Raw genomic sequence first — 26,249 nt, 5'->3', positions numbered from 1 at the left:
CGCCGAGGCGCCGAGGCAGACCTGGGCGATGCCGCTCGACAGGAAGGCGCCGAAATCGCCGCCCGAGAGCAGCAGTGTCCGGCGGAAATGCTCCTCCATCAGCGGGCCGAGCACGAAGCCGAGGATCAGCGGCGCCGCCTGGAAGCCGAGGTAGCGGATGACATAGCCGAAGGCCCCCATGATCAGCAGCACCCAGACCTGGATCGCGTTGTTGTAGGTGGTCAGCACGCCCATCACGATGAACATCAGGATGGCCGGATACATCAGGTGGAACGGGATCCGCAGCAGCCGGACCCAGACGCCCACCATCGGGATGTTGAGCACCAGGAGCATCAGGTTGCCGACCCAGAAGCTCATCACCAGCCCCCAGAACAGGTCGGGCTGGTTGACCACGACCATCGGCCCCGGCTCGATCCCGTGGATGATGAGCACGCCGAGGATGATCGCCATCGTCGGCGAGCCGGGGATGCCCAGCGTCAGCGTGGGGATGAAGGCGGTCTGGTCGGCCGCGTTGTTGGCCGATTCCGGCCCCGTCACCCCCTGGATCGCGCCCTTGCCGAAGGTCTCGGTCTTCCCGATCCGCTTCTCGGCCGCGTAGGACATGTAGGAGGCGATCAGCCCGCCCGTCCCCGGCAGCGCCCCGAAGAACGAGCCGATCATCGAGCCGCGGATCATCGGCATCCACGAGGCGCGCATCTCGGACCGCGTGGGCATCATCGCCCGGAAAGAGATGTCGTACCTGACCGACCCCGCGCGCTTGACCGACCGGATCGAGGTGACGACCTCGGAAATCCCGAAGATCCCCATGGCGAGCGCGATGATCGAGATGCCCTCGTAGAGCGCCATCTGCCCGAAGGTGAACCGCATCGTGCCGGTGTAGACGTCCGAGCCGACCAGCCCCATGAGGATCCCGACGAGGACCATCGCGATGCCCTTCAGCATCGAGCCCGAGGCGATCGTCGAGGCGGCGATCAGGCCCAGCACCATGAGCCCGAAATACTCGGCCGAGCCGAATTTCAGCGCCGAGGCCGCGATCATCGGCGAGAAGCCCATCAGGGCGAGGATGCCGACCGTGCCGCCGAAGAAGCTCGCCACCGTCGTCATGAACAGCGCGGTTCCCGCCCGGCCCTTCTGCGCCATCGGGTAGCCGTCGAGGCAGGCCACCGCGGACGAGGGCGTGCCCGGCACGTTCAGCAATATCGCCGAGGTCGAGCCGCCGTAGGTCGTGCCGTAGTAGATGCCGCCCAGCATGACCAGCGCGGCCACCGGCTCGATATGGAAGGTGATCGGGAACAGGAGCGAGATCGCCACCAGCACCCCGATCCCGGGGATCACCCCGAGGATGGTCCCGAGAAAGACCCCGATGAAGCAGAACAGCAGGTTCTCGGGCTGCAGGGCGACCTCGAGCCCGAGCATCGCGTTGTCGAGCATGCCGCCCATCAGAAGCCTCCCATGCCGAAGACGGGCAGGCGCACGCCGAGGATCCCCCGGAAGAGCAGCACGGCGATGCCGGTGACGACCGCGGCAAGCACCATCTTGCGGGTCAGCTTCATCTGGTCGTCGGCGAAGCTCGAGATCAGCGACAGGGCGAAGACCGCGAGCGCGTAGCCGAGATAGGGAAAGATCACCGCGAAGGCCGCGACCGCGACCATGACGAGGACGAAGGGCCGCGTCTCGAACTGCGGCAGGGTCTCGGGCACCGGGGCCAGCAGCGCCTGCAGCAGCAGTCCCACACCGACGAGGGTGAGCAGGCTCGATACGAGGGTCGGGAAGAGGCCCGGACCGGGTGTCCGGAAGGTGCCCAGCTGATAGCTGGACTGGGCATAGAGCGTCGCGGCAAGCCCGAGGCCGAAGATCAGGGCTCCGGTCATCAGGTCGCGGTTCAGGTAGGATCTCATGGCATCGGCGTCCGGAAATGGGTCGCGCGGCCCTCGGGCCGCTCCGAGATGGTCATCAAGAGGGGATCGTCACCGCGGCGTCGGGCGGCCCGGCCCGACCAACTCCTTCAGCACGGGATCGGCCCTGCGCGCCGGACAGGGTGATGGTGGCGGCCGGGGCCGCGAGAGTGCTTTTCATGGGATCCTCCTCCTCCGGCGCGCGACCTGGGAGCCGCGCGCAATCTGACCGTCCGGTCAGTCAGAAGAACGGTAGGCGTGCCGCGGCGTCAGGCTCAAGGAGAAAGTCCGGCCACGCGCGTTTCCCAGATACGTGAAGTCGAGGCCCGGGATTCGGAGGCCGGACAGCGCCTTGGTCGCCGGCCCTACACTCCGCCCAGCACTTCGGACGGCTCGATGCCGCGTTTCTCGGCGCTCGCCTTGACCGCGCTGCGCAGCAGGTCGCTGCGGGCCAGAAGGCGACGGAAGCGGTCTTCGTCGAGGACCATCAGCGTCGTCGGTGCGATGGCATGGGCCTCGGCGCGCCGGGGCCGGCGGGTCAGGATCGCCATCTGCCCGAACATCTCTCCGGGTCCGAGCCGCCACGACTGGCCGGCGGTCTCAAGCTTGACTGCGCCGGAGGCGATGAAGAACACGCTCGGCGCCGCGGTGTCGCGGCGCATCAGCACCTCGCCCGCGTCGACGTAGCGGGTCTTGAGCGCACCGGCCAGCCGCTTCAGCGTGGCCTCGTCGAGATCCGAGAAGAGCGGAAACTGCCGCACCAGCGCCGTCCGCTGAACCGCGATATCGAGGGGCGGGCGGGCCTCGGCCTTGGCGCGGCGCAGGTTGAGGTCCTGCATCAGGGCGGTGTAGACCTCGGCGCCGATCAGCCCGTCCTCGCGCATCACGGTATATTCGCGCTCCTCCAGCCTGAGGGCGGTGCGGCGGATGAAACGGCGTTCCAGTTCCTCGGCATAGCCCGGATATTGCAGCCGCAGCCCCTCCAGCGCGGTCTCCACCATCTCGATCCGGCGGGTCAGCAGCTCGTGCAGCAGGTCGGCCACGCGGCGGCCGTGGATGCGCCGGATGCGGCCCTCGATGAAGACGCCGAGATCGCGCAGGATCAGGTGCTGGGAGAGCAGCAGCTCGAACCGGTCGGCGGTCATCCGGGCCAGCGGCCCCGGCAGGCCGAGCCGCCCGTGCAAGAGCCCGGCGGCCCGGAAGGTGCGCCCGTAGGCCACGCTGCGCCGGGCTGCGCGCTGGTACCCGTTGCGCCCCGCCGTGCGGGTGCCCTCGATCAGCCTGTCGGCCTCGGACAGGACCTGATCGGCCATCCGGGCCGAGATCGTCCGTTCGCGCATCTTCTGCAGGATCGCGTCGCGTTCATGCCCGGCCAGCGCGATCAGCCCCAGCGTGATGCGGTCACGGTCGAGGATGTCGGCGCTGGCCTCGGCCGCGCGGACGGCCTCCTGCAGCCGGTCGCCGAAGCGCTTGGCCTCCGAGCGCACGATCTCGCGGCTGAGGTCGTAATCCTCGGTGCTGCGCGCCACGTCCTCGCGCACCGTCTGGAGCGCCACGGCCACGACCTGCCGTGACAGCGCCTCGTCCATCGCCGACAGCCGGTCGAGCCCTAGCCGGTGGATCACCGGCCGCAGCGTGGTGCCCTGCACGATCAGGGTGAAGAGCGTGAACCCGGTGGCGAGGATGCCGACAAGGCGCTGCACGTCGCCCGGCACCCGCAGGCTTTCCGTCACCGCCAGCGCCAGCGCCAGCGTCACCGCCCCGCGCAGCCCGCCCCAGAGGATCGCGATGCGGTAGGGCCGATCCACGGGCGGCGACAGCCTGAGCGCGGTCAGGAGTGGCAGCAGCCCGAACAGGATCACCGACCGGGCCGCGATGGCCGCGACGACGACGACGACGATCAACCCGAAGTCCTCCAGCCGGACCTCCTCCAGCAGGCGCGGGATCAGCAGGGCGGCGAGGATGAAGATCAGCGCCCCGGCCCAATGCGCGAGCACGTCCCAGAGCTCGCGCATGTTGAGCCACGCCTGCGGCGACAGGCGGCCCGGCGCGGTCAGGTTGAGCGTCAGACCGGCGGCGACCACGGCGATCACGCCCGAGGCGCCGACGATCTGCTCGGCCCCGATATAGGCGAGGTAGGGAAGCGCCACCGAGACCGACAGCTGCGCCAGCTCGTGCCGGCCGAAGAGCCCCATGATCCAGACCGCCACGCGCGCCGCCAGCCAGCCGCTGAGCGCCCCTCCGAGGATCAGCACCGGGAACCGCGCCACCGCCTCGCCGAGGTCCGGATCGGGCAGGCCCAGCATCACGAAGCCCATGAACAGGCCGAAGAGCGCGATGGCCGCGGCGTCGTTCAGCAGGCTCTCGCCCTCGATGATCCGCGCCAGACGGCGGGGCGCGGACATCGACCGGAAGATCGAGACCACCGCCGAGGGATCCGTGGTCGAGACGATCGCCCCGACCAGCAGACAGACCGCCAGCGGCAGGCCGCTGACCCAGGACAGGGCGTATCCGATCCCGACCGTCGCCACCACCACGGCCACCACGGCGAGAACGAGGATCGGTACCCAGTCGTCCAGCATCCGCCGCAGGTTCATCCCGAGCGTCGCCTGGAACAGCAGCGTCGGCAGGAACACGTAGAGGAAGACGTTCGACCGGATGGGCAGCCCGAGGATGGCCTCGGCCACCGGATTGAGCGCGTCTGTCAGGGTCGTGCGCAGGAAGAAGGTCGCCCCGACACCGATCAGGATGCCCAGCACCGCGAGGATCACGCTGTAGGGCAGCCGAAGCCGCGCCGCCAGCGGTTCGGCCGCGCCGATGACGACGAAGAACGACGCGATTACGGTGGTGAGGATGATGATGTCCATGGGCCCGGATTAGCAGAAGACGCGACACCGGCACCATCTGCAACCCGATGCGGCAACGGCGTGAAAACGCCGCTGACGTCGGGTGCGGTGACGGTGTCGGAGCGACCGAGAGGATTGACTGCACTGCCGCGCCGTGGTCCGTCAACAGGAGCTTTCCTCCCTCTTGGACCCACAGGTACATTCATGCTCCTGCAGCCCGGAATTCGTCCTGCCTACAGCCGTGCCGAGCGGCTCAGCGATGCCGTGGTGCACGTGGTCGGCCTGTCGCTGGCGCTGATCGCGGTGCCGTTCCTGCTGGTGTGGGTGATCCTCGTGCATGACGAGACGCCCGTGATTCTCGCGGCCGGGATCTACGGCGTCACGCTGGTGGCGATGCTCGGGTTCTCGGCGCTCTACAACATGCTCGACAGCGTGCGGTGGCAGGGCCTTCTCCGGCGCCTCGACCACAGCGGAATCTATTTCAAGATCGCGGGCACCTACACACCCCTGTCGCTGCTGGCCGCGGCGCATCCGGCCGCGCTGCTCATCACCATGTGGTGCACGGCGGCGGCGGGGGCCGCGCTCAAGATGCTCGCCCCGCACAGGTTCCGCTGGCTGTCGATCGCGCTCTACCTCGGCATGGGCTGGGCCGCCGTGGTGGTGGACCGCGACATGATCTTCGCCCTGCCGCCGGGAGTGCTGGCCTGCGTGGTCGCCGGAGGGCTCTGCTACACCTTCGGCGTGGCCTTCTACATCTTCGACCGCCTGCCGTTCCACTTCACGATCTGGCACGTCTTCGTCCTTCTCGGCACGGCGTGCTTCTTCGGCGCGATCGCGCAGATGGTGAAGGGTCCGCTCGCCTAGCCCGGGCCTGTCGGCTGCGTCTCCGTCTCTCCGGGCGCGAGAAGCAGCCCGTTCAGCGAGATGTTCAGGAAGTTGTCGCAGACCTGCTCCGCCGACAGCCCCGTGCCGTGCTTGTGCCAGCGGGGGATGTAATTGACCCAGGACAGGAGCATCCGCGTCGTCAGCCGGGAATCGTTCCGGCGGAAGATGCCCATGTCCATCGCGCGCTCGATCTCGGTCCGGAGCAGCGCCTCGAATTCGTCGCGCAGCGCCACGGCCTCCTCTGTGCCCGGCGCCGCCTCGATCGAGCCGAAGAGCTGGCTGCCCACCATCCAGGATTCGCGGTTGCCGTCGATCCGGTTGGCGCAATGCCGCACGAAGGCCGCGATCCGGGCGACCGGATCGTCCGGGGCACGGCTCAGCACCTGCCGCATCGACCGGTTGAGCTGGGTCATCCGCGTCACGTAGACCGCGCGGACCAGGCTCTCCTTGTCGGGAAAGTAGTAATAGAGCGCCGCCTTCGTCATGTCGCAGCGGTCCGCCACGTCGCGCAGCGAGGTGCCGAGGTAGCCCCTGCGCGAGAACAGGAGCGAGGCCTCCTCGATGATCTGCGTGCGCCGGTCGATCCGGGCGGGGTCGGTGTTGCCTGTGTCTGAAGCTCGCTTCTGGCGCACCGTCTGACGCTCCACTTACCGGGGCGGCCGGCTGCGGCCGACCTCTGAGACATGCTCCCGCGTCGGCGGCGAACGTGAAGGCGACAGGTTATGGCGCATCCCTGCCCTTCACAAGTCTTGTTCAGCCAGAGGCCGGTGCCGCGATGGCCCGGCACGCGCGCGCCGGACCGCGCTTCTCACCTCGACAGCTTGCCCTCGTCCGAGAGGCGCTGAAGCTCCGCCAGTTCCGAGGACATGAACGCCTCGAACTCCGCCTCGGTCCGCGGCGCGGTATCGAGCCCCCGCTTGACGAGCTGTTCGTCGATGTCCGGGCGCCGCGCGATCTCGGCGATCGTGGTGAAGATCTTGTCCTGGACCTCCTGCGGCGTGCCGGTCGGGACGAAGAAGCCGAAGAAGGACCCGAAGACCAGGTCGATGCCCTTTTCGCGGAAGGTGGGCACGTCGGGCGCTTCGGGGTGGCGCCGCTCGGCCGCGATCGCGAGGGCCTTGGTCCGTCCGGCCCGCACGTTGGCCATGCCCGAGATGCCGTCGAAGATGCCATCGACCCGGCCCGCGAGCACATCGGTCATCGCCGGCGCCGTCCCCTGGTAGGGAATGTGCAGGAACTCGGTCCCCGCGCGGTCGGCCCACATGAGCGCGGCGATATGCGGGCTCGCCCCGATGCCGGAAGAGGCGATGCGGAGTTGCCCGGGGTTCGCCTTGGCGTATTCGGTCAGGGAGTCCAGCGTGTCGTGTTCGAATTCGCCGCTGATGACCAGCATGTTGGCGCCGCGCCCCAGCAGGTAGACGGGGTCGATGCTCTCGGGATCATAGGGCGAATCCGGCAGGAGGATCTGGTTCGACAGCAGCCCGTAGGAGCCGAGCAGCAGCGTATGCCCGTCGGGCTCTGCACGCCCGACCTCCATCGCGCCGACGAGCGAGCCCGACCCGGGCTTGTTCTCGACGACGACCGTCTGGCCCCAGGCCTCCTGCAGCTCCGGAGCGATCAGCCGGGCGTAGAAATCGGTCACGCCCCCCGGCGAATAGGGCACGATGATGCGCACGGTGTCGGACGGGTAGTCCTCCTGCGCGATGGCGGCGGTGGCGGTGAACGCGGCGATGGCAGCGGCCCCGAGCAGCGTCTTGAACATTGGGTCTCCTCCTCTCATGTCAGTCATGTATTAACCGACCGGTAGGTTAACAGCCTATGGAGAGACGGGATTCGCGCAACAGATTCATGGCGACGGCGGGGGAGGCGGCGGAGCGCGGGAGCCCCGCGGCGTCACGCCGAAATGGACGCTGCAGCCGCCTGCTTTGCGAAAGGATGTCTATCCTTATCTACTTGTTTAGATTGCGCTATTCTCAGAACGCCCCGACATTTCACCGAGCCGGGCCCCATCGTGAAGGCCTACCCTGGAGGCGTCCGGCCCTCGAAGCCGGACCCAGATCGCACATATCTGGACGGCTCGGAGGCTGCGCTGATGGCCCCGGACGCGGCAATACTATACCAACCGATCGGTAAACGAGCCATCCGCCGTCGCAGCGCCCCCAGACGGCCGTTCTGGCCCCCTGCCTCCGGCAGGGAAGCCGCAGGTCGAACAGCCCCGGACGCAGCGTTCTCGCCAGAAGGCCGGATGTCCGCGGCCGCCCGGGACTCCCCGGGGCGGCCCTGCCGGTTCGATCAGGCGGAGCGCGGAACGATCAGCGCGTCGAGCACCGCGGCCCCCTCGCTGCGCACCAGGATCGGGTTCATCTCGACCCCGTCGACCTGGTCCGCGTTGGCGACGGCGAAATCCGACAGCCGGCAGATCGCCTCGACCAGCGCCGCCCGGTCCCGCGCGGGGCGGCCGCGCCAGGCGTCCAGCAACCGGGTCCAGCCATCGCCGGGCGCGACCATGCGCTCCGCCGCCTCCCGGCTGACGGGCACCGAGGCGAAGCTCACGTCGCCCAGCATCTCGGCCATGACGCCGCCCGCCCCGGCCAGGATCATCGGCCCGAAGACCGGGTCGTTGTGCAGCCCGAGGATGATCTCGGCCCCCTCCCCTGCCATCGGCGCGACGATGACACCGTCGATCCGGGCGTCCGGCGCCAGCCGGCGCGCGCTGTCGGTGATGCGGGTGAAAGCCGTGCGCACCGCCTCGGCGTCCTTCAGGTCGAGGGCGATGCCGCCCACCTCCGTCTTGTGCGCGATATCGGGCGAGAGGATCTTCATGGCGACCGGATAGCCGATCCCGTCGGCGGCCCGCGCCGCGGCTTCGGCATCGCCGCATTCCGCCTCTGCCGGGACGGGCAGCCCGGCGTCGGCCAGGAGGCGCTTGGCGCGGGCCTCGGTCAGCGGCTGCGAAAGATCGGCACGCGGCGCAGTCCCCGCGTCCGACGCGACCCCCAGGGCCGCCGCGCGCAGCCCGGCGAGAGATCCGGCCGCGCCGAGGGCACGGACCAGCCGGGAGGGATCCTCGAAGACGAGGACGCCTGCCTCCTCCAGCGCCTTCTGCACCTCGGGATGGGCGGGAGTTATGACGCCGATCACCTTGTCGGGGTGCTTGGCCCGGACCTCCAGCACGTAGCCCAGATGCGGCGCGAAGGCGGTCGGCGACATGCCCGAATTGGCGAGGTAGAGCATGATCGCGTCATATTCGCCGCTTGCCAGAAGCGTGTCGTAGATCACCGGCAGCGTCTGCTGCCGCACCGCGACCTGCGCGGTCACGTCGAGCGGGTTCGACCCCTCGGCGAAGTCGAGGATGTCGTGTACCCGCGCCCGCAGGTCATCCGACTGCGGCGGCAGCTCGAGCCCGCTGCCCTCGGCCGAATCCGCCATCATGACGCCGATCCCGCCCGACAGGGACACGATCGCCGCCCGCGGGCCCTGCGGGGCCGGGCCGACCGCGAAGACATAGGCCAGATCGACCATCTCCTCGATCGAGCGCGCCCGCCAGGCGCCGCCCTCGCGGATGACCGTGTCGAAGACCTTGTCATTCCCCGCGAGCGCCCCGGTATGCGTCGCCGCCGCCTTGGCTCCAAGCTCGGAGGCGCCGACCTTCATGAAGATCACCGGCTTGCCCGCCGCGGCCGCCTTGCGCAGCGCGGCCCTCAGCCCGTCGCCGTCCCGGCAGCTTTCGACCGCCGCGCAGATCACGCGGGTCTCCGGATCGTCCGCGAGGTAGGAGATCACCTCGGCCGTGGCGACATCGGCCTCGTTTCCGGTCGCCACGATCCGCGACAGGCCGAGCCCGCGGCGCGCGATCATCACGTAGGTGCAGGATCCGAAGGCCCCGCTCTGGGTCACGACCGCGACGTTGCCGGCCGGAGGATGCATGCCCTGGAACGCCGTCGAGAAGGTCGCGCAGAACCGGTCGGGCGGCGAGACGGAGCCGAGCGCGTTCGGCCCGGTGATCCGGATGCCCGTCTCTCGCACGATCTCCATCAGGCGTTCCTGCCGCGCGCGCCCGGCCTCGTCCGCCTCGGCGAAGCCCGAGCTGAGGACCTGCGCGACCTTCACGCCCTTCTCGGCACAGCCCCGGAGCGCCTCCTCGACATGCTGCGAGGGCACGACGATGACCGCCTGGTCGACCGGGCCGGGGATGTCGCGGACGTCCTTGTAGGAGACCAGCCCCTGCACCTCGGCCTGGCCGGCGTTCACCGGATAGATCTCGCCCTTGAAGCCGTAATCCTTGAGGAAGGCGACCGGCCGCCCGCCCAGCTTTGTGGGATTGCTCGAGGCGCCGATCACCGCCACGCTGCGCGGCGAGAAGATCGCGGCGATCGCGCTGCCCGTCAGGTCATCTTTCATGCTGCGTTCCGTTCAACTGTTCATCAGGTCCAGACGTTCCTCGTGATGCATCGCATCGCCGAACTCGAACCCCGCCTGGATCAGTCTCTTGTTCAATGGCGTGACCGCCATCTCCTCGGTCATGCCCATCCCGCCATGCAGCTGGATCGCGCTTTCCGCAGAGCGGCGCGCAGCGCGCGAGACCGACATCTTCGCCAGGCTCGCGGCCCGGCGCCCCTGCCCCTCCATCGTCTCGGCGACCGCATGGGCGGCAAGGGCCGAGGCGTTCATCAGGTCGAGGAGCATGTCCGCCGCCCGGTGCCGCAGCACCTGGAACTCCGACAGCGGCTGCCCGAACTGGCGCCGTTCCCCGAGATAGGCAAGGGTCAGGCCCAGCGTCGCGGCCATCAGGCCCACGGATTCGACACAGGTCAGAAGCCCGCCCGTCAGGAAGGCCCGGTCCCGCGCCTCCTGCGCGGAATCGCCGCTCAGCACTTCCACCGCGGCGGGCAGCGTGAGGTCGAGGTCGTAGCCGAGCGTGGCGTTGCCGGCGAGGTCGACGGCGGGCACGGGCGTCACGCCCTCATGGTCGAGCGGCAGGAGGATGAGCCTCGGCCCCGTCGCCAGCAGAAGCGCCGTCGCGTCGGGAAGGGCGGCGACACCCCGGACCTTGCCGCGCAGGGTCAGACCGTCGGGCGTGCTCCGCACCTCCAGACGCCGGGCGGCGGCCTCGTCCGGCAGCCAGGTCAGGACCGGCGCCGCGCCGGTGAGATGCCCCTGCAACGCCGCGTCGCGCTGCGGACCCGCCAGAGCGGCCGAGAGCAGCAGCGGCGTCACGCCGCAATGCAGGGCCAGCGACATCGCCAGGCCGCCCCGCCCCGCCCCTTCGATCGCGCCCGCCAGATCGGAGAGCGAGGCGCCAAGCCCGCCGTCCTCTTCCGGCACCATCGTCAATTGCCAGCCGAGCGCGGCAACGTCCGCCCAGGTCGGGTCCTTTGCCATTTGGGCGAAGCGAAGGGCGGCGGTGTGGATCTCGCCCGGGAAGGCGGGGGGATGGACGGAATCGACGCCACCCGAGAAGAGCTGCTGCGCGATCAGGTTGCGCTGCACCTCGTTCGTGCCGCCGACGATCGACCGGGAGCGGTTGTAATAATAGGTGCTGGCCCAATGCGCGGCCGCCGGGTCGCCGTGAGCGCCCAGATCTCCGGCATGGGCGCTGGCCGTGATCTCGAGCGCGAGCGTGCTCAGGTTCTGGCTCAGATCCGAGGACAGGAGCTTGATGGCGGACGGCATGACGCCGAGCGGTTCGCCGTTCATGGCCGTGGCCACGGCGATCCGGCCCTGCTCCTTCAGCCCGACGAGCCGCGCCTCGTTCGTGACCAGCCGGTGGCGTATGTCGGCCTGCCGCGCCGCGCCGCCCGGGGCCCGCCCGGCCAGCGTGCGGACGTTCCCGAACATCTGGAACAGCGGCGCGGTGTTCGCCCCGCCGAGGCGTTCGTGGGACAGAAGGTACTTCGCGTAGGTCCAGCCCCGCCCCTCCTCGCCGATGCGGTTCTCGACCGGCACGCGGACGTTCTCGAAGAACACCTCGTTGACGTGGTGGATGCCGTCGATCGTCTCGATCTTCTTGACCGTGATGCCCGGGGCGGACAGCGGGATCAGCACGAAGGTGATGCCCTTCTGCTTCTTGTCCTCGGACGAGGTGCGGACCAGCGTGTAGATCCAGTCGGCCTCCTGCGCGTGGCTCGTCCAGATCTTCTGGCCGTTCACGACATAGGCGTCCCCGTCCAGCACCGCCCGGGTCCCGAGCGAGGCGAGGTCCGAGCCGGAACCGGGCTCGGAGAAGCCCTGGCACCACCAATCCTCGCCGGTCAGGATGCCGGGCAGGAACCGCTCCTGCTGCGCCTCGGTGCCATAGGCGATCAGCACCGGCCCGAGGTGCCGCAGCCCGTGGTGATATTGCGGCGGGCATTCACATTCCGCGAGCGTGGTGTCGAAGATGTAGCGCTGCTGCGGGTCCCAGCCGGTGCCTCCGAACTCCACCGGCCAGTTCGGCGCGCCCCAACCCTTGTCGTAAAGGATCCTCTGCCAGCGCGCCCAGACGTCCCGGGTGAGCTTGCGGGAATTGCGGACGACATCGCGGATGTCCTCGGGGCATTCGGCCCGCGCGAAATCGCGGACCTCGCGCGCGAAGGCGGCGGCCGCCTCGTCCGACAGGGGGGCGGATCGGGCGGCCTCAGACATCCTTGAACACCGGTTTGCGTTTCTCGACGAAGGCGCGCCGCGCCTCCTGGGCGTTCTCGGTCCGCGACAGGGCGACGGTGAAGTTCTGCTCCATCCGGTAGGCGTCGCGCTGCGGCATGTTCTCCACCATGTTGGCCGACATCTTCGCATAGCGGATGCCGTCCGGGCTCTTGGACGCGATCTCGCGGGCGAGCTTCATCACCTCGGGCATCAACTCGTCCGCGGGCAGCGCGCCTTCGATCATGCCGATGCGATAGAGCTCGGGCGCGGGCACCCGCCAGCCGGTGAAGAACATCCGGCGCATCCGCGAGCGCGAGAAGAACTCGCGCAGCATGGCGGCGCCCCCGGCAAGGCCGACGTCGATCTCGGGCATGCCGAGCACGGACTCCTCGGTCGCGTAGATGATGTCGCAGGCTGCGACCAGGCCGAACCCGGCCCCGAGCGCCGCGCCGTTCACCGCCGCTATGACGGGCTTGGCGCATTCCTTGATGGCATTGCCCGTCTCCCGCACCGCCCGGTTGTGGGCCCAGAAGGTGCCCAGCTCGTCCGTCGAGGGGCGGTCCTTCAGATCGGCCCCGGCGCAGAAGACGCGCTGGTCCGAGGTCAGCACCACGCAGCGCACCTTCGGGTCATCGCTCATCGAGTCGAAAACCGTGATGATCTCCTGCCGCATGTCGTAGTTGAGCGCGTTCACGGGTGCGCGGCTGAGCGTGACGGTCGCGACATAATCCTCGACCTCGACCTTCAAGTATTCATACGGCATGGCTGGCTCCGAAAAATCTACCTTTCGGTAAGGTAGAAATGACGTCACGCCGGTCTGTCAATTCGGTCAGGGGCGGGATCGGCGGTGCGCGCTTTCAGGGCCTTCCGGCGCGTCTATGCTCCAAACCCCTGCGAACACTGGATTTCATCGGGATCACCCGCCGCAAACGAACTCCCCGCGCAGCCCTCGCGCCTGAGCCCACCAATCACCAAATCACACATATCTACCGAACGATCGGTAAGCGTCGATTTCAGGAACGCGACGGCGCCGCGTCACCTCACCGCGGGTCCGCCATCCCGGAGCGCCGGGCAATCCGCGCCTCCAGCAGGATGAGGGCGTCGTAGACCACGACCGCGAAGAGCCCCACGATCAGCCCGCCCTGCAGCACGTAGGCGGTGTTGCTGGTCAGAAGCCCCGCGATGATCACCTCGCCCAGTGTCCGGGCGGCGACGGTGGAGCCGATGGTCGCCGTCCCCAGCGAAATCACGAAGGACAGGCGGATCCCCGTCAGGATCACCGGCAGGGCCAGCGGCAGCTCCACCTGGATCAGACGTTGCCAGCGGTTGAGGCCCAGGCCCCGCGCCGCCTCCATCGTCGCCGGCGGCAGGGTCGAGAGCCCGGTGATGGAATTCTCGAAGATCGGCAGCAGCCCGTAGAGAAAGAGCGCCACCAGCGTCGGCCCGGCCCCGAAGCCCAGGGCAGGCACCGCGAGGGCGAGCACGGCGACCGGCGGGAAGGTCTGGCCCATGTTGGTGATCGTGCGCGACAGCGGGCGGAAGGCCGCGCCCGCATCGCGGGTCACGAGGATCGCCAGCGTCACCGAGACCAGCGTCGCCGCGGCGGTGGCGGCCGCGACGAGGCCCAGGTGGCTGAGCGACAGCGACAGGAGCGAGCTGCGGGCATAGATCACCGGTGCCCCTTCGGGCGCGAGCGGGGCGAAGAGCGGAACGAACCACTCGGGCTTCAGGACCAGCGCCAGAAGCAGCAGGATGACGGCCGGGCGCAGGATGGCGCCGGCCTTCATGCGCCCAGCTCCGCCCGGGCGCGGATCGCGTCCAGCGTCACGCGCCCGGCGGGCAGGCCGTCGCGCTCCACCGGCACCGCCGTCCGCCCGGTCCACAGACAGGCGGAGAGCGCGTCGCGCAGGCTGCTGTCGGCGGGCAGCGCCTCGCCCGGTGCGTCTCCGTCCTCCATCACCTCGGACAGCGGCACCAGCGACAGCAGGCGCAGGGGGCGTTCCATGTCGCCGACCATGTCGGCGACGAAACCGGTCGCGGGCTTCGTGACGATCTCGGCCGGCGGGGCGTGCTGGACGAGCTGCCCTCCGTCCATCACCGCGACCATGTCGCCCAGGCGGATCGCCTCTTCCATGTCGTGGGTCACCAGCACGATGGTCGAGCCGAGCGCGCGCTGGATCCGGCGGAGGTCGTCCTGCGCCCGCGCCCGGATGATCGGGTCCAGCGCGCCGAAGGGTTCATCCATCAGCAGCACGTCCGGCCGCGATGCCAGCGCGCGCGCCACGCCGACGCGCTGCTGCTGGCCGCCCGACAGCTCGGCCGGGAAGCGGTCGCGGAACTGGTCGGGCTCCATCGAGAACAGCGTCAGCAATTCGTCGACGCGGGCGCTGATCTTCTCCTTCGGCCAGTTCAGCAGCCGCGGCACCGCGCCGATGTTGCGCGCCACGCTGTGATGCGGGAACAGCCCGTGCCCCTGGATCGCATAGCCGATCCGACGTCGCAGAAGATGCGGCTTGGTCGCGAGGGTCGACTCCCCGTTGATCCGCACCTCGCCCGAGGTCGGTTCCTCGAGCCGGTTGATCATCCGCAGGAGCGTGGTCTTGCCCGAGCCGGAGGTGCCCACGATCACGGTGATCGTGCCGCTCTCGGCGGTCATGGTGACGGCATCCACCGCCGTCACGCCGTTGTAGACCTTGGTGATACGGTCGATCTCGATCATGCGGTCCTCGTCGCGTCAGGGCGGGTCAGTTCCACCAGGATGTCCATCACGATCGCCGAGACGAGCGCCAGCGCCACCGTCGGCAGCGCGCCCAGCAGGATCAGGTCGGTCGCGGTCTGGTTCAGCCCCTGGAACACGAAGGTGCCGAAGCCGCCGCCGCCGATCAGCCCGGCGATGACGGCCAGCCCGATGTTCTGCACCAGCACGATGCGCAGGCCGGTCAGGATGATCGGCAGGCCCAGCGGAAGCTCGACCCGGAGCAGGCGCTGGTTCGGCGTCATGCCCATCCCCCGAGCGGCCTCGATCGCGGTCGGGGGCGCGGCGGCAAGGCCCGCCACGGTGTTCGCGACCACGGGCAGGAGCGAATAGAGCACCAGCGCGAGGAAGGCGGGGGTGAAGCCGATCCCGGCGATGCCGAAGGCCCGCGCGCCGGGCACGTTGAGGGCGATCCACCCGAGGATCGGGATCATCAGGCCGAACATCGCCAGCGACGGGATCGTCTGCAGGAAGCTCAGGACCGGCAGGACCGATCCGCGCAGCCTCTGGTTCCGGTGGCAGAGCAGACCGACCGGGAACCCGATGACCGCCGCCGTGGCGAGCGATCCGAAGGCAAGCGCAAGGTGGCGCAGGGCGGCATCGGCGAAGGCGGCTCTCCGGCTGCTGAATTCCTGCATCACCGACAGGGGCGCCAGCGCGCCCGACCACAGGATCAGGGCCAGCGTCGCCAGGACGCCCCCCAGCATCGCGCCGCGCATCACCGGGCCCGGCGCCAGTTGCGCCAGCGCGTCGGCCATCAGGAGCATGAGGATTGTCAGCAGGCACCAGAACCCGATCGCCGGGGAGACCCGGGCATAATCGCCCGCCCCTTCCAGCAGCGCCGGCGCGCCCTGCATCAGAAGCCAGAGCAGCCCGCCGAGGCCGATGACCGCGCCGAGAAGCCGCAGGCGCGGCCAGTGCAGCGGCAGGCCGAGCAGCAGCCCCAGCACCACCGCCGCCAGCCCCGGCGCCACGAGCGCGGGGGCGGCGACCGCCCAGGCAGGGACGCCTTCACCCGCCACGATGCGGTTGGCGGCGATCGTCATGAACGGGGCGAGCAGCGCCGCCAGGCCGAGAACGACGAAGAGAAGGCCGGGCGGGGAGACGCTGTGCCGCGCCTCCCCGGTCGTTGCGGAGAGGGCGATCAGTCGAGCACTCCGGCCTGCGTGAGGTACTCGCGCGCCACGGCCTCGGCCGGCTCGCCGCCGACCTGGATCCGGCCGTTGAGCTGCTGGAGCGTGGTCATGTCCAGCTCGGCGAAGATCGGGTTCAGCACCTCGGAGATGGCGGGATATTCCTCGAGCACCTCGGCGCGGACGATCGGCGTCGGCTCATAGACCGGCTGCACGCCCTTGTCGTCCTCCATCACGACCAGCCCGGTCGCCCCGACGCCGCCGTCGGTGCCATAGACCATGGCCGCGTTGACGCCCGAGGTGCCGCGCGCGGCCGCCTGGATGGTGGCCGCGGTGTCGCCGCCCGACAGGATCACGGTCTGGTCCTCGGAGAGCTCGAAACCATAGGTCTCCTGCATCGCCGGCAGGACGGCGGGCGAGGAGACGAATTCGGTCGAGGCGGCCAGCTTGACCTCGCCGCCGCCGGCGACCCATTTGCCGAAGTCGGACATGGTGGTCAGGCCGTTCTCCTGCGCCACCGGCCCGGTCAGGGCGATGGCCCAGGTGTTGTTCGCCGGTGCGCTGTCGAGCCAGGTGATGTCGTTCGCCTCGGCGTCGAGCTCGGCCGCGCGGTCATGGGCCGCCTGCGCATCCTTCCAGACGTCGCTGTCGGCCTCGTTGAAGAAGAAGGCCGCGTTGCCGGTGTATTCGGGATAGATGTCGATCTGCCCGGCGAGGATCGCCTCGCGCACGACCTGGGTGCCGCCGAGCTGCAGCCGGCGTTCCACCGGCAGGCCCGCGTCCTCGAGCGCGAGGGCGATCATGTTGCCGAGGAGACCGCCCTCGGTGTCGATCTTGGAGGAGACGACGATGTCGGCCTGCGCGGCCGTCGTGAAGGCGCCGAACAGGGTGGCGGCGAGGATGAGGGGTTTTTTCATGGGCGGAATCCGTTTCGTGCCGGGATGGTTCACACGCCGTTCGGCGCAGGCTCTAAGGGCAAGGTAGAAGGAAGTGGCCCGCCGCCAAGTCCATCCGGCCAGGTGAAATTCGGCAGAGCGCGAAATGCGGGGCCGGAGGATCGCCCGCGACGCCGCCCCGCGGCCTCAGGTGACGGGTGCGGTGAGGGCACCGACCTGCATGTCCACGATGTTGCGGATCGCGGCGTCGAGGTCGAAGCGCCCGCCCTCCTGCTCCGCGCGGCGGATCCCGCTTTCGGCGTCGCTGAGCGCGATCACCGAAAGCGCCTGCGTGGTCCGGATCCGGGCCTGGACGATGTCGGGCGGAAGCTCTGCGATACAGGCGGCGATGTGGCGCCGCACGGTGCCGAGCGAGAAGGTCCCGAACTGCGGTGCGGTCATGTCGATGAAGCCGAAGTTGGGGCTGGCGTAGATCTGGTTGAGGAAGCGGACGTAGTGCCGCGCCCGGCTTCCGGGTGCGAGGGTCGCGCCAAGGGGCCTTACCCGCGCCTCGACAAGGCCCCGCAGATCGCCGGTGCGTCTTTCCGCGACCAGCCGGTCCAGCATGGCGCGGCGCTCTGCGTCGATCTCTGCCATGCGCCAGGCGACGATGGATTCGATCAGCCGCTCGCGCGACCCGAAATGGTAGCTGAGCGCCGAGGCGTTGCGCTGCCCGCTCGCGGCGGTGATCTCGTTCAGCGACACGCCGTCCAGCCCGCGTTCGGCGAACAGCCGTTCCGCCGTCTCCATCAGGGCCAGCCTGGCCGTGCCGTAGGGCTGCCGCCGGGGCTCTGGCATCGGAACTCCCTTCCCTCCGCCGGTCGGGCCGGCGAAGGGCTATCCTAGCCCCCGGGTTTCGGGCCGATCAAGCCCGCGGGCCCAGCCGGCCGGCCGGAGGGCCGGGGGCAGCTTCAGGTCACGGACGCCGCCGGATCACGCCTTCGCGGCGGGCCGCGCCGAGACCTCGGCATGCCAGCGGGCGAGGTTGGTGGCCTCCTCGGGGATCCGGCGTTTGACCGCCTTGGCAAAGTCCACCGTGACGACGCCGAGGATGTCGGCGATCGAGAAATCCTCACCGGCGAGGTAGCGGCTTTCGCCCAGCCTTGCGTCGAGCATCGCGTAGAAGGCATCGAGCCGACGCTGCCCCCGCTCGGCCAGTTCGGGGATCTGGGGAAAGTTCTGCGGCCCCGGGATCGCGCGGTCGCGGAAGCCTTCGGAGGTGTTGCGCAGCGCCTCGGCCACGGCCATCAGCCCCTCGAGCTCGACCCGCCGGTGCCACATCTCGACCCGCGCCTTGCCGAGCGCGCCGGTCCCGAAGAGCGCGGGCTCGGGCGTCGTCTCCTCGAGATACCGGCAGATGGCCACCGATTCCGTGAGCCGCGTGCCATCGTCGAGCTCGAGCAGCGGAACGGTCCGGCGCTCGTTCACCGCGACATAGGCATCGCCGAGCTGTTCCCGGGTCATCAGGTCCACGTCGACGCACTCGAGCGACACGCCCTTCTCGGCCGCGAAAAATCGCACGCGCCGGCAGTTCGGCGCCATCTTGTAGTCGTAGAGTTTCATGCACGCCCCTCCTCAGGCGAAATCCGTGGGCAGGGGCGCGCTCTCCCGGATCCCGATCATCGCCATGACCATCTCGTCCGGAGGCTGCCCCTTCGCGGCGGCATACTGGGGGTGTTGCCGGGGATTGACCATCTCCAGCGGAACGTTTTCGAGGTCGTAGAGCTCGGCGAAGTGCGACCTGCGCGACGACCGCCGCAGGTCAGTGCCTTCCTTTCCTTGCCCGACTCAGGTCCCGAGGATCCCCGGCAGCCGCAGCCCGTGCTTCTTCGCGCAGGCGATGGCGCTCTCGTATCCCGCGTCCGCGTGGCGCCAGACGCCCGAGGCCGGGTCGTTCCAGAGCACCCGCTCCAGCCGCTTCGCCGCCTCGGGCGTGCCGTCGGCCACGATCACGACACCCGCGTGCTGGCTGAAGCCCATGCCGACCCCGCCGCCGTGGTGCAGGCTGACCCAGGTGGCGCCGCTCGCGGTGTTCGCGAGCGCGTTCAGGAGCGGCCAGTCCGACACCGCGTCGGATCCGTCCTTCATCGCCTCGGTCTCGCGGTTCGGGCTCGCCACCGAGCCCGCGTCGAGGTGGTCCCGCCCGATCACGATGGGCGCCTTCAGCTCGCCGCTCGCGACCATCTCGTTGAACATCAGCCCCGCCCGGTGCCGGTCGCCCAGCCCGATCCAGCAGATCCGCGCGGGCAGGCCCTGGAAGGCGATCCGCTCGGCCGCCATGTCGAGCCAGCGGTGCAGGTGCTCGTTCTCGGGGAAGAGGCGCTTCATCGCCGCGTCGGTCTTGTGGATGTCCTCCGGATCGCCCGAGAGCGCGCACCAGCGGAACGGGCCGATGCCCTCGCAGAAGAGCGGCCGAATGTAGGCGGGCACGAAACCGGGGAAGGCGAAGGCGTTCTCGAGCCCCTCCTCGCGCGCGACCTGGCGGATGTTGTTGCCGTAATCGAGCGTCGGCACGCCCGCGTTCCAGAAATCGACCATCGCCGCGACATGGGCCTTCATCGAGGCGCGGGCGGCCTTTTCCACCGCCTTCGGGTCGCTTTCCTGCTGCGCGCGCCAGTCGCCGACCGACCAGCCCGCCGGCAGGTAGCCGTGCAGCGGATCATGGGCCGAGGTCTGGTCGGTCACGATGTCCGGCCGCGCGCCGCCGTCCTTCATACGGCGGACGAGCTCGGGAAAGACCTCGGCCGCGTTGCCCAGAAGGCCCACGGATTTCGCCTCTCCCGCCGCGGTCCAGCGCGCGATCATATCGAGCGCCTCGTCCAGCGTCCGCGCCTTCTCGTCGAGGTAGCGGGTGCGCAGACGGAAATCGATCCGCGTCTCGTCGCATTCCACGGCAAGGCAGCAGGCCCCGGCGAAGACCGCCGCCAGGGGCTGCGCGCCGCCCATGCCGCCCAGGCCCGCCGTCAGGATCCACTTGCCGGTCAGGTCGCCGCCGTAATGCTGGCGCCCGGCCTCGGCGAAGGTCTCGTAGGTGCCCTGCACGATCCCCTGCGTGCCGATGTAGATCCAGGACCCGGCGGTCATCTGGCCGTACATCATCAGCCCCTTGCGATCGAGCTCGTTGAAATGCTCCCAGGTCGCCCAGTGCGGCACGAGGTTGGAGTTCGCGATCAGCACCCGGGGCGCATCCGCATGGGTCCGGATGATCGCCACCGGCTTGCCCGACTGCACCAGCAGCGTCTCGTCGGCCTCGAGGTCCTGCAGCCCCGCGACGATCCGGTCGAAATCCTCCCAGCTTCGCGCCGCCCGGCCGATGCCGCCGTAGACCACCAGCTCGTGCGGGTTCTCGGCCACGTCCGGGTGCAGGTTGTTCATCAGCATCCGCATCGCCGCCTCGGTCTGCCAGGACTTGGCGGTGATCTCGGTCCCCGTGGGCGGATAGATGTCGCGGAGGTTGTGGCGCGGGTTGGTCATCGGGTGGCTCCCTGGGTGAAGGCGTAATCCTCGAGCGCATGCAGGATCGCGGCGAGGTGCGGGCGGAGCTGCGCGGCGCCGGCCGGGTCGTAGTCGAAGGGCGGGCTTTCGGACATCAGGTGGGTGTCCTGGGCGAGCTCCATCTGGATCGCGTGCAGGCCCTCCGCGGGGCGGCCATAATGGCGCGTCGTCCAGCCGCCCTTGAAGCGGCCGTTCAGGACGGACGTATAGCCCTCGGCCTCGGAACAGATCCGGGCGGTGGCCTCGGCGATCGCGGGCGCGCAGCTCCGGCCCGAGTTGGTGCCGATGTTGAAATCCGGCAGGCGGCCCTCGAAGAGGAAGGGGATCTCGGACCGGATCGAGTGGCAATCGTAGAGGATCGCGATGCCGTGCTTCGCGCGGACGCGCTCCAGCTCGGCGGCCAGCGCGGCGTGGTAGACGTCGTGGTAGTCGCGGCGGCGCGAACCGATGTCCTCGGGCGCGGGCTCGGTCTCCCACAGCGGATGGCCGTCGAAATCGGTCAGCGGGATCAGCCCGGTGGTGTTCTGTCCCGGATAGAGGCTCTCGCCCGAGGGCGGCCGGTTCGCGTCGATCACGTAGCGGTGGAAGGTCGCCCGCACCGTGGTCGCGCCCGGAAGAAGCCCGTCGTAGAGCCTGTGGACATACCAGTCGGTGTCCGACAGCGTGCGGCCGCGCGGCGTCAGCCGGGCCCTGATCGCCTCGGGCACATGCGTCCCCGTATGGGGCAGGCCCAGCACCACCGGCCCGTCGCCGCGGACGACCTCGACGGGGGTCATTCCGCGCCCTCCAGCAGCGCGCGTATCCCGCAGCTGTCCGAGACGCGCCCCTCCCGGACCAGCGCCGCGGCGCGGGACAGGTCGTCGGCCATGTAGCGGTCCTCCCGCAGGGTCTCGACCTCGGCCCGGACGGTTTCGAGCAGGTCCTGCAGCATCGGGCTTGTCGTCAGCGGCGCGCGGAATTCGACGCCCTGCGCGGCGCACATCAGCTCGACGCCCAGGATCACCGAAAGGTTCTCGTTCATCCGCTTCAGCCGCCGCGCCCCGTGCGCGGCCATCGAGACGTGATCCTCCTGATTGGCGGAGGTGGGCGTGGAATCCGTGGAGCAGGGATGCGCGAGGTGCTTGTTCTCGCTCATCAGCGCGGCGGTCGTGACCTCGGCGATCATGAGGCCGGAGTTCAGGCCCGGCTCGGGGGTCAGGAACGGCGGCAGGTCGAACGAAAGCGTCGGGTCCACCATCAGCGCCACGCGGCGCTGCGCGATGGCGCCGATCTCGGAAATCGCCAGCGCGATCTGGTCGGCGGCGAAGGCGACGGGCTCGGCGTGGAAATTCCCGCCCGAGACGATCTTGCCTTGCGCCACCAGCACCAGCGGGTTGTCCGAGACGGCGTTGGCCTCGACCTCCAGCGTCCGGCCGGCGAAGCGCAGCAGGTCCAGCGCGGCCCCGGTCACCTGCGGCTGGCAACGGATGCAATAGGGATCCTGCACCCGCGTGTCGCCCTCGCGGTGGCTCTCGCGGATCGCGCTGCCCTGCATGATGGCGCGCATGGCGCGGGCGACGTCGATCTGCCCGGCATGGCCGCGCAGGTCGTGCAGCGCCGGCTCCAGTGGCGCGGTCGAGCCCATGATCGCATCCGTCGACAGGCAGGAGGCGGCGACGGCGCTCTCGGCATTGCGCATCGCCTCGAACCAGCCCGCCAGCGCGCAGGCGGTCGAGAACTGGGTGCCGTTGATGAGGCCCAGCCCCTCCTTGGCGGCCAGCACCACCGGCGCGAGCCCGGCGCGCGCGAGAGCCTCGCGGGCGGGCAGCGTTTCGCCCTCGTAGACGGCGTCCCCCTCCCCGATCAGGGTCGCCGCCATGTGCGCCAGCGGCGCGAGGTCGCCCGAGGCACCGACCGAACCCTGCGCGGGCACCACCGGCGTCACGCCCTTCGCCAACAGCCCCTGCAACAGCGCCGCCGTCTCCCAGCGGATGCCCGAGGCGCCACGGCCCAGCGACAAAAGCTTCAGCGCGATCATCAGCCGGGTGGTGGCCACGTCCAGCGCCTCCCCGACCCCGCAGCAATGCGACAGGATCAGGTTGCGCTGAAGCTGCGCGGTCTCCTTCGGCGGCACCCGGACCGAGGCGAGTTTCCCGAAGCCGGTGTTGATCCCGTAGATCGCGGCCTCCCCGGCGGCGGCCTCGGCCACCATCGCGGCGGCGGCGTCGATGGCGGGGCGGGCGGCGGGGTCCAGCTCGGCCGCAAGCCCCTCGCGCCAGAGCCGTTCGAGCTGGGCGAGGGTCGCGGCGCCGGGGGTCAGGGTGAGTGTCACAGGCGGCCTCCGAAGATGCGTTTCCAGAGCGGGTTGAAGCCGATGCGATAGGCGAGCTCGGCCGGGGTGGCGACGTCCCAGATGGCGAGGTCGGCCCGCAGCCCCGCCCGGATCGCGCCCGCGTCGGTCAGCCCGAGCGCGCGGGCGGCGTGGGTCGTGGTGCCCCTGAGGCTCTCCTCGGGCGTCAGGCGGAAGAGCGTCGCGCCCATGTTCATCGTGAGCAGGAGCGAGGAGAGCGGCGAGGAGCCGGGATTGCAGTCGGTGGCGAGCGCCATCGGGACGCCGGCCGCGCGGAAGGCGTCGATCGGCGGGAGCTGCGTCTCGCGCAGGGTGTAGAAGGCGCCGGGCAGGATCACCGCGACGGTCCCTGCCCCGGCCATCGCCTGAGCATCGCCCGCATCGGCGTATTCGAGATGATCCGCCGAAAGCGCCCCGTACTGCGCCGCCAGCCGCGCGCCGCCGAGGTTGGAAAGCTGCTCGGCATGCAGCTTCACCGGCAGGCCGAGCGCGCGGGCCCGGTCGAAGACCCGCGCGATCTGGTCGGGGGTGAAGGCGATGCCCTCGCAGAACCCGTCCACCGCGTCGGCCAGACCCTCGGCATGGGTGGCGTCGAGCGCGGGCAGGCAGACCTCGTCGATATAGGCATCCGGGCGGCCCGTGTATTCGGGCGGCACCGCATGGGCGCCGAGGAAGCTGGTGCGGACCCGGATCGGGCGCGCCGCCGCGATCCGGCGGGCGGTGCGCAGCATCGCGAGCTCCGTCTCGATGTCGAGCCCGTAGCCGGATTTCACCTCGATCGCCGTCACGCCCTCCGCGATCAGCGCATCGACGCGCGGCAGGGCCGAGGCGAGAAGCCCCTCCTCCGTCGCCTCCCGCGTGGCGCGCACGGTCGAGACGATCCCGCCCCCGGCCCGCGCGACCTCTTCGTAGGAGGCGCCCTCGAGCCGCATCTCGAATTCCCGCGCGCGGTCGCCGCCGTGCACGATATGGGTGTGGCAGTCGATCAGGCCCGGCGTGACCAGACGGCCGCCGAGATCGTGCCGCTCGTGCTGCCGGTGCGCCTCCGGCAGCTCCGCCGCGGCGCCGGCCCAGAGGATCGTCTCGCTCTCGATGACCACCGCGCCGTCGCGGACCAGCCCATAGGGCGCGCCGGGTTCCATCGTGGCGAGGGTGGCGTTGTGCAGCAGCATGACTCACCTTGTTAAGCGCGTTCTTCGCCGGTATATGTCTGCACATATTAAACTGTCAACCGGGGTTCCCCATGCAGACCATCCGCGCCGCGCAGGCCCTCCTGCCCGAAGGCTGGGCCGAGAACGTCCTCGTCACGCTGGACGACGCGGGCGGGATCGCCTCGGTCGAGACGGGGGCGCCGGGAGGCGCCGATCACGCGGTCGACATCCTGCTCCCCGCCCCGGTCAACGCGCACAGCCATGCCTTCCAGCGGGCCATGGCGGGACTGACCGAGCGGCGCGGGCCGGATCCGTCGGACAGCTTCTGGACCTGGCGGCGGCTGATGTACCGCTTCCTCGACCGGCTGACCCCGGAGCATGTCGAGGCCATCGCGAGCCTCGTCCAGATGGAGATGCTGGAGGCCGGCTATGCGACGAACGTTGAATTCCACTACCTCCACCACCAGCCCGGGGGTGCGCCCTACGCCAACCCCGCCGAGATGGCGGGGCGGATCGCGGCGGCCGCGGCCGAGACCGGGATCGGGCTGACCCTCCTGCCGGTGCATTACCAGTTCGGCGGCTGCGACCGGCGGCCCCTCGGGCCCGGACAGGACCGGTTCGGGACGGATCCGGACGCCTTCGTCCGTCTGCACGCGGCCTCGGGCGATGCGCTGAAGGGGCTGCCCGCCGACACAAGGCTCGGCGTCGCGCCGCACAGCCTGCGGGCGGTCGCGCCCGAGGCGCTGCCGGGGCTGCGGGCGCTTGGCGGACCGTTTCACATGCACCTCGCCGAACAGGTGGCCGAGGTCGAGGAGGTCCGCGATGCCCGGGGCCTGCGCCCGGTCGAATGGGTGCTCGAACACATGGCCCCCGACGCGGGCTGCACCTTCATCCACTGCACCCGGATGCAGCCGCACGAGACCGAGGGGCTGGCCCGCTCCGGTGCCGTTGCGGGGCTCTGCCCGATCACCGAATCGAGCCTCGGGGACGGGATCTTCGACGGGGTGCGGTGGATGGACAACGGCGGGGCGCTGTCGATCGGGTCGGACAGCAACATCCGGATCGCCCTGTCCGAGGAGCTGCGCACGCTCGAATATTCCCAGCGTCTGCGGGATGGCTCGCGGGCGGCGCTGGCCGCGCCCGAGCTGTCGACCGGCCGGCGGATCTATGCGGCGGCGCTGGCGGGCGGCGCGCTCTCGGCGGGGCGGGACACCGGGGCCATCGCGCCGCGTCTGCGGGCGGACCTGCTGGCGCTGGACGGGCGCCATTTGGACATGGAGGGGCGGCGGGGCGATACGCTGCTCGACACCTGGATCTTCGCGGGCGACGACCGGATGGTGCGCGAGGTCTGGTCCGCCGGGCGCCATGTCGTGACCGAGGGGCGCCACATACGGCGGGAGGGCATCGCGGCACGCTACCGCGCGGCCATGCGCGAGCTGGGAGAGACGATTTGACGACCCCCGAGATCAACACGTGGCAGGGCGTGCAGGAGGAGGTGCGCCGCCGCATCACCCAGCGGGTCTGGCGGCCGGGAGAGTTCATCCCCCACGAGGCCGACCTCGCCGCCGAATTCGGCTGCGCGCGCGCCACGGTCAACCGCGCGCTGCGGGAGCTGGCCGAGGCCGGGCTGCTCGACCGGCGGCGGCGGGCCGGAACGCGGGTCGCGGTGAACCCGGTGCGCAAGGCGCAGCTCGAGATCCCGGTCATCCGGGAAGAGATCGTCGCGAAGGGGCAGGCCTACGGCCATCGGGTGCTCTCGCGCGAGATGCCTGTGCCGCCTGCGGAGGTGGCGGCGCGGATGCAGGTGGCGCCGGGGCGCAAGCTCCTGCATCTCAGGACGCTGCACACCGCCGACGGCGCGCCCTATGTCTACGAGAACCGCTGGATCAATCCGGAGGCGGTGCCGGCGGTGCTGGCGGAGGATTTCAGCGCGATCAGCCCGAACGAATGGCTGGTGCGGGAAGTGCCCTTCGAGGGCGGCGATTTCACCTTCTCGGCACTCTCGGCGGGGGGGGCGGAGGCCGAGGTGCTCTCCTGCCCCGCGGGCACCGGGCTCTTCGTGCTGGACCGGACCACGTGGACGGGGGCGGGAATGATCACCTCGGTCCGGCTGGTGTTCCACCCGGGCTACCGGATGCACACGCGGCTCTGACGGGCAGCACGCGCGCCGGGGGATCGTCCGCGGACCTTCCTCGCCGCCG

22 protein-coding genes are annotated in these 26,249 nt (G+C 70.1%); 3 read left to right on the top strand and 19 right to left on the bottom strand.

The window, feature by feature from the left end; translation table 11 throughout:
* The 4 genes from Q344_RS0120830 to Q344_RS0120820 form a co-directional block, all read right to left on the bottom strand.
* A partial coding sequence (locus tag Q344_RS0120830; protein WP_028288483.1) for a tripartite tricarboxylate transporter permease occupies positions 1-1,440 on the bottom strand: 1,440 nt, incomplete at its 3' end.
* Complete coding sequence (locus Q344_RS25295; RefSeq protein ID WP_051630959.1) at positions 1,440-1,898, bottom strand: tripartite tricarboxylate transporter TctB family protein; 459 nt, start codon at positions 1,896-1,898, stop codon at positions 1,440-1,442. The genes Q344_RS25295 and Q344_RS0120830, both read right to left, overlap by 1 nt.
* A gap of 55 nt (positions 1,899-1,953) precedes the next feature.
* Positions 1,954-2,076, bottom strand: coding sequence for a hypothetical protein (locus Q344_RS26730; RefSeq protein ID WP_268238670.1), 123 nt, complete (start codon positions 2,074-2,076; stop codon positions 1,954-1,956).
* Positions 2,077-2,260: 184 nt separating this feature from the next.
* Positions 2,261-4,762: a cation:proton antiporter gene (locus Q344_RS0120820; protein ID WP_028288482.1), complete on the bottom strand. Its 2,502-nt coding sequence runs from the start codon at positions 4,760-4,762 to the stop codon at positions 2,261-2,263.
* A gap of 183 nt (positions 4,763-4,945) precedes the next feature.
* Between Q344_RS0120820 and trhA the strand changes: the two genes are divergently transcribed.
* A complete protein-coding gene (trhA, locus tag Q344_RS0120815) occupies positions 4,946-5,605 on the top strand; it encodes a PAQR family membrane homeostasis protein TrhA (RefSeq protein WP_028288481.1) in 660 nt (219 codons plus the stop codon).
* On the opposite strand, the gene Q344_RS0120810 is transcribed toward trhA, so the two are convergent.
* The 15 genes from Q344_RS0120810 to hutI all read right to left on the bottom strand — a co-directional run bounded on the left by Q344_RS0120810 (position 5,602) and on the right by hutI (position 24,069).
* Complete coding sequence (locus Q344_RS0120810) at positions 5,602-6,258, bottom strand: TetR/AcrR family transcriptional regulator (protein ID WP_028288480.1); 657 nt, start codon at positions 6,256-6,258, stop codon at positions 5,602-5,604. The genes trhA and Q344_RS0120810 overlap by 4 nt on opposite strands.
* A gap of 176 nt (positions 6,259-6,434) precedes the next feature.
* The gene (locus Q344_RS24670; RefSeq protein ID WP_051630957.1) at positions 6,435-7,388 is read right to left on the bottom strand and encodes a Bug family tripartite tricarboxylate transporter substrate binding protein; all 954 of its coding nucleotides are present in this window, start codon (positions 7,386-7,388) and stop codon (positions 6,435-6,437) included.
* Between the two features lie 530 nt (positions 7,389-7,918).
* The gene (locus Q344_RS0120800) at positions 7,919-10,027 is read right to left on the bottom strand and encodes an acetate--CoA ligase family protein (RefSeq protein ID WP_028288479.1); all 2,109 of its coding nucleotides are present in this window, start codon (positions 10,025-10,027) and stop codon (positions 7,919-7,921) included.
* A gap of 12 nt (positions 10,028-10,039) precedes the next feature.
* Positions 10,040-12,250, bottom strand: coding sequence for an acyl-CoA dehydrogenase family protein (locus tag Q344_RS25725; RefSeq protein WP_084178525.1), 2,211 nt, complete (start codon positions 12,248-12,250; stop codon positions 10,040-10,042).
* Positions 12,243-13,013: an enoyl-CoA hydratase/isomerase family protein gene (locus Q344_RS0120790; RefSeq protein ID WP_028288478.1), complete on the bottom strand. Its 771-nt coding sequence runs from the start codon at positions 13,011-13,013 to the stop codon at positions 12,243-12,245. Before Q344_RS0120790 ends, Q344_RS25725 begins: the two co-directional genes overlap by 8 nt.
* A 277-nt stretch (positions 13,014-13,290) precedes the next feature.
* The gene (locus Q344_RS0120785; RefSeq protein ID WP_028288477.1) at positions 13,291-14,037 is read right to left on the bottom strand and encodes an ABC transporter permease; all 747 of its coding nucleotides are present in this window, start codon (positions 14,035-14,037) and stop codon (positions 13,291-13,293) included.
* The gene (locus Q344_RS0120780; RefSeq protein ID WP_028288476.1) at positions 14,034-14,969 is read right to left on the bottom strand and encodes an ABC transporter ATP-binding protein; all 936 of its coding nucleotides are present in this window, start codon (positions 14,967-14,969) and stop codon (positions 14,034-14,036) included. Before Q344_RS0120780 ends, Q344_RS0120785 begins: the two co-directional genes overlap by 4 nt.
* Positions 14,966-16,051, bottom strand: coding sequence for an ABC transporter permease (locus tag Q344_RS0120775; protein WP_188781532.1), 1,086 nt, complete (start codon positions 16,049-16,051; stop codon positions 14,966-14,968). The genes Q344_RS0120780 and Q344_RS0120775 overlap by 4 nt, the downstream gene beginning before the upstream one ends.
* A gap of 98 nt (positions 16,052-16,149) precedes the next feature.
* Positions 16,150-17,055, bottom strand: a complete 906-nt coding sequence (gene osmF, locus Q344_RS0120770) for a glycine betaine ABC transporter substrate-binding protein OsmF (RefSeq protein ID WP_028288474.1) — start codon at positions 17,053-17,055, stop codon at positions 16,150-16,152.
* Between the two features lie 165 nt (positions 17,056-17,220).
* On the bottom strand, positions 17,221-17,871 hold the full coding sequence (locus Q344_RS24660) for a TetR/AcrR family transcriptional regulator (protein WP_036540180.1): 651 nt from the start codon (positions 17,869-17,871) through the stop codon (positions 17,221-17,223).
* A gap of 135 nt (positions 17,872-18,006) precedes the next feature.
* Positions 18,007-18,636 carry a glutathione S-transferase family protein gene (locus Q344_RS0120760; RefSeq protein WP_028288473.1) on the bottom strand — a complete coding sequence of 210 codons (630 nt, stop codon included), beginning with the start codon at positions 18,634-18,636 and terminating at the stop codon, positions 18,007-18,009.
* A 225-nt stretch (positions 18,637-18,861) separates the two neighbouring features.
* Complete coding sequence (hutU, locus tag Q344_RS0120750) at positions 18,862-20,547, bottom strand: urocanate hydratase (RefSeq protein ID WP_028288472.1); 1,686 nt, start codon at positions 20,545-20,547, stop codon at positions 18,862-18,864.
* Entirely contained in the window at positions 20,544-21,344 is an 801-nt protein-coding gene (gene hutG / locus Q344_RS0120745; protein WP_028288471.1) for an N-formylglutamate deformylase, read from the bottom strand. Before hutG ends, hutU begins: the two co-directional genes overlap by 4 nt.
* Positions 21,341-22,879 carry a histidine ammonia-lyase gene (gene hutH / locus Q344_RS0120740; protein WP_028288470.1) on the bottom strand — a complete coding sequence of 513 codons (1,539 nt, stop codon included), beginning with the start codon at positions 22,877-22,879 and terminating at the stop codon, positions 21,341-21,343. The genes hutG and hutH overlap by 4 nt, the downstream gene beginning before the upstream one ends.
* Positions 22,876-24,069 (bottom strand): imidazolonepropionase, encoded by a 1,194-nt coding sequence (hutI, locus tag Q344_RS0120735; RefSeq protein ID WP_028288469.1) that lies wholly within the window; start codon positions 24,067-24,069, stop codon positions 22,876-22,878. The genes hutH and hutI overlap by 4 nt, the downstream gene beginning before the upstream one ends.
* A 71-nt stretch (positions 24,070-24,140) precedes the next feature.
* Here hutI and Q344_RS0120730 point away from each other — a divergent pair, with 71 nt between their 5' ends.
* Both Q344_RS0120730 and Q344_RS0120725 read left to right on the top strand, forming a co-directional pair.
* Entirely contained in the window at positions 24,141-25,502 is a 1,362-nt protein-coding gene (locus Q344_RS0120730; RefSeq protein WP_028288468.1) for a formimidoylglutamate deiminase, read from the top strand.
* Positions 25,499-26,200: a histidine utilization transcriptional repressor HutC gene (locus Q344_RS0120725; protein ID WP_028288467.1), complete on the top strand. Its 702-nt coding sequence runs from the start codon at positions 25,499-25,501 to the stop codon at positions 26,198-26,200. The genes Q344_RS0120730 and Q344_RS0120725 overlap by 4 nt, the downstream gene beginning before the upstream one ends.
* Positions 26,201-26,249 lie beyond the last annotated feature (49 nt).

The organism is Pseudooceanicola nanhaiensis DSM 18065 (assembly GCF_000688295.1).
GTDB lineage: Bacteria > Pseudomonadota > Alphaproteobacteria > Rhodobacterales > Rhodobacteraceae > Pseudooceanicola > Pseudooceanicola nanhaiensis.
Note: the sequence above shows the minus strand (reverse complement) of the source record. Positions and strands in the feature narration are given on the sequence as shown.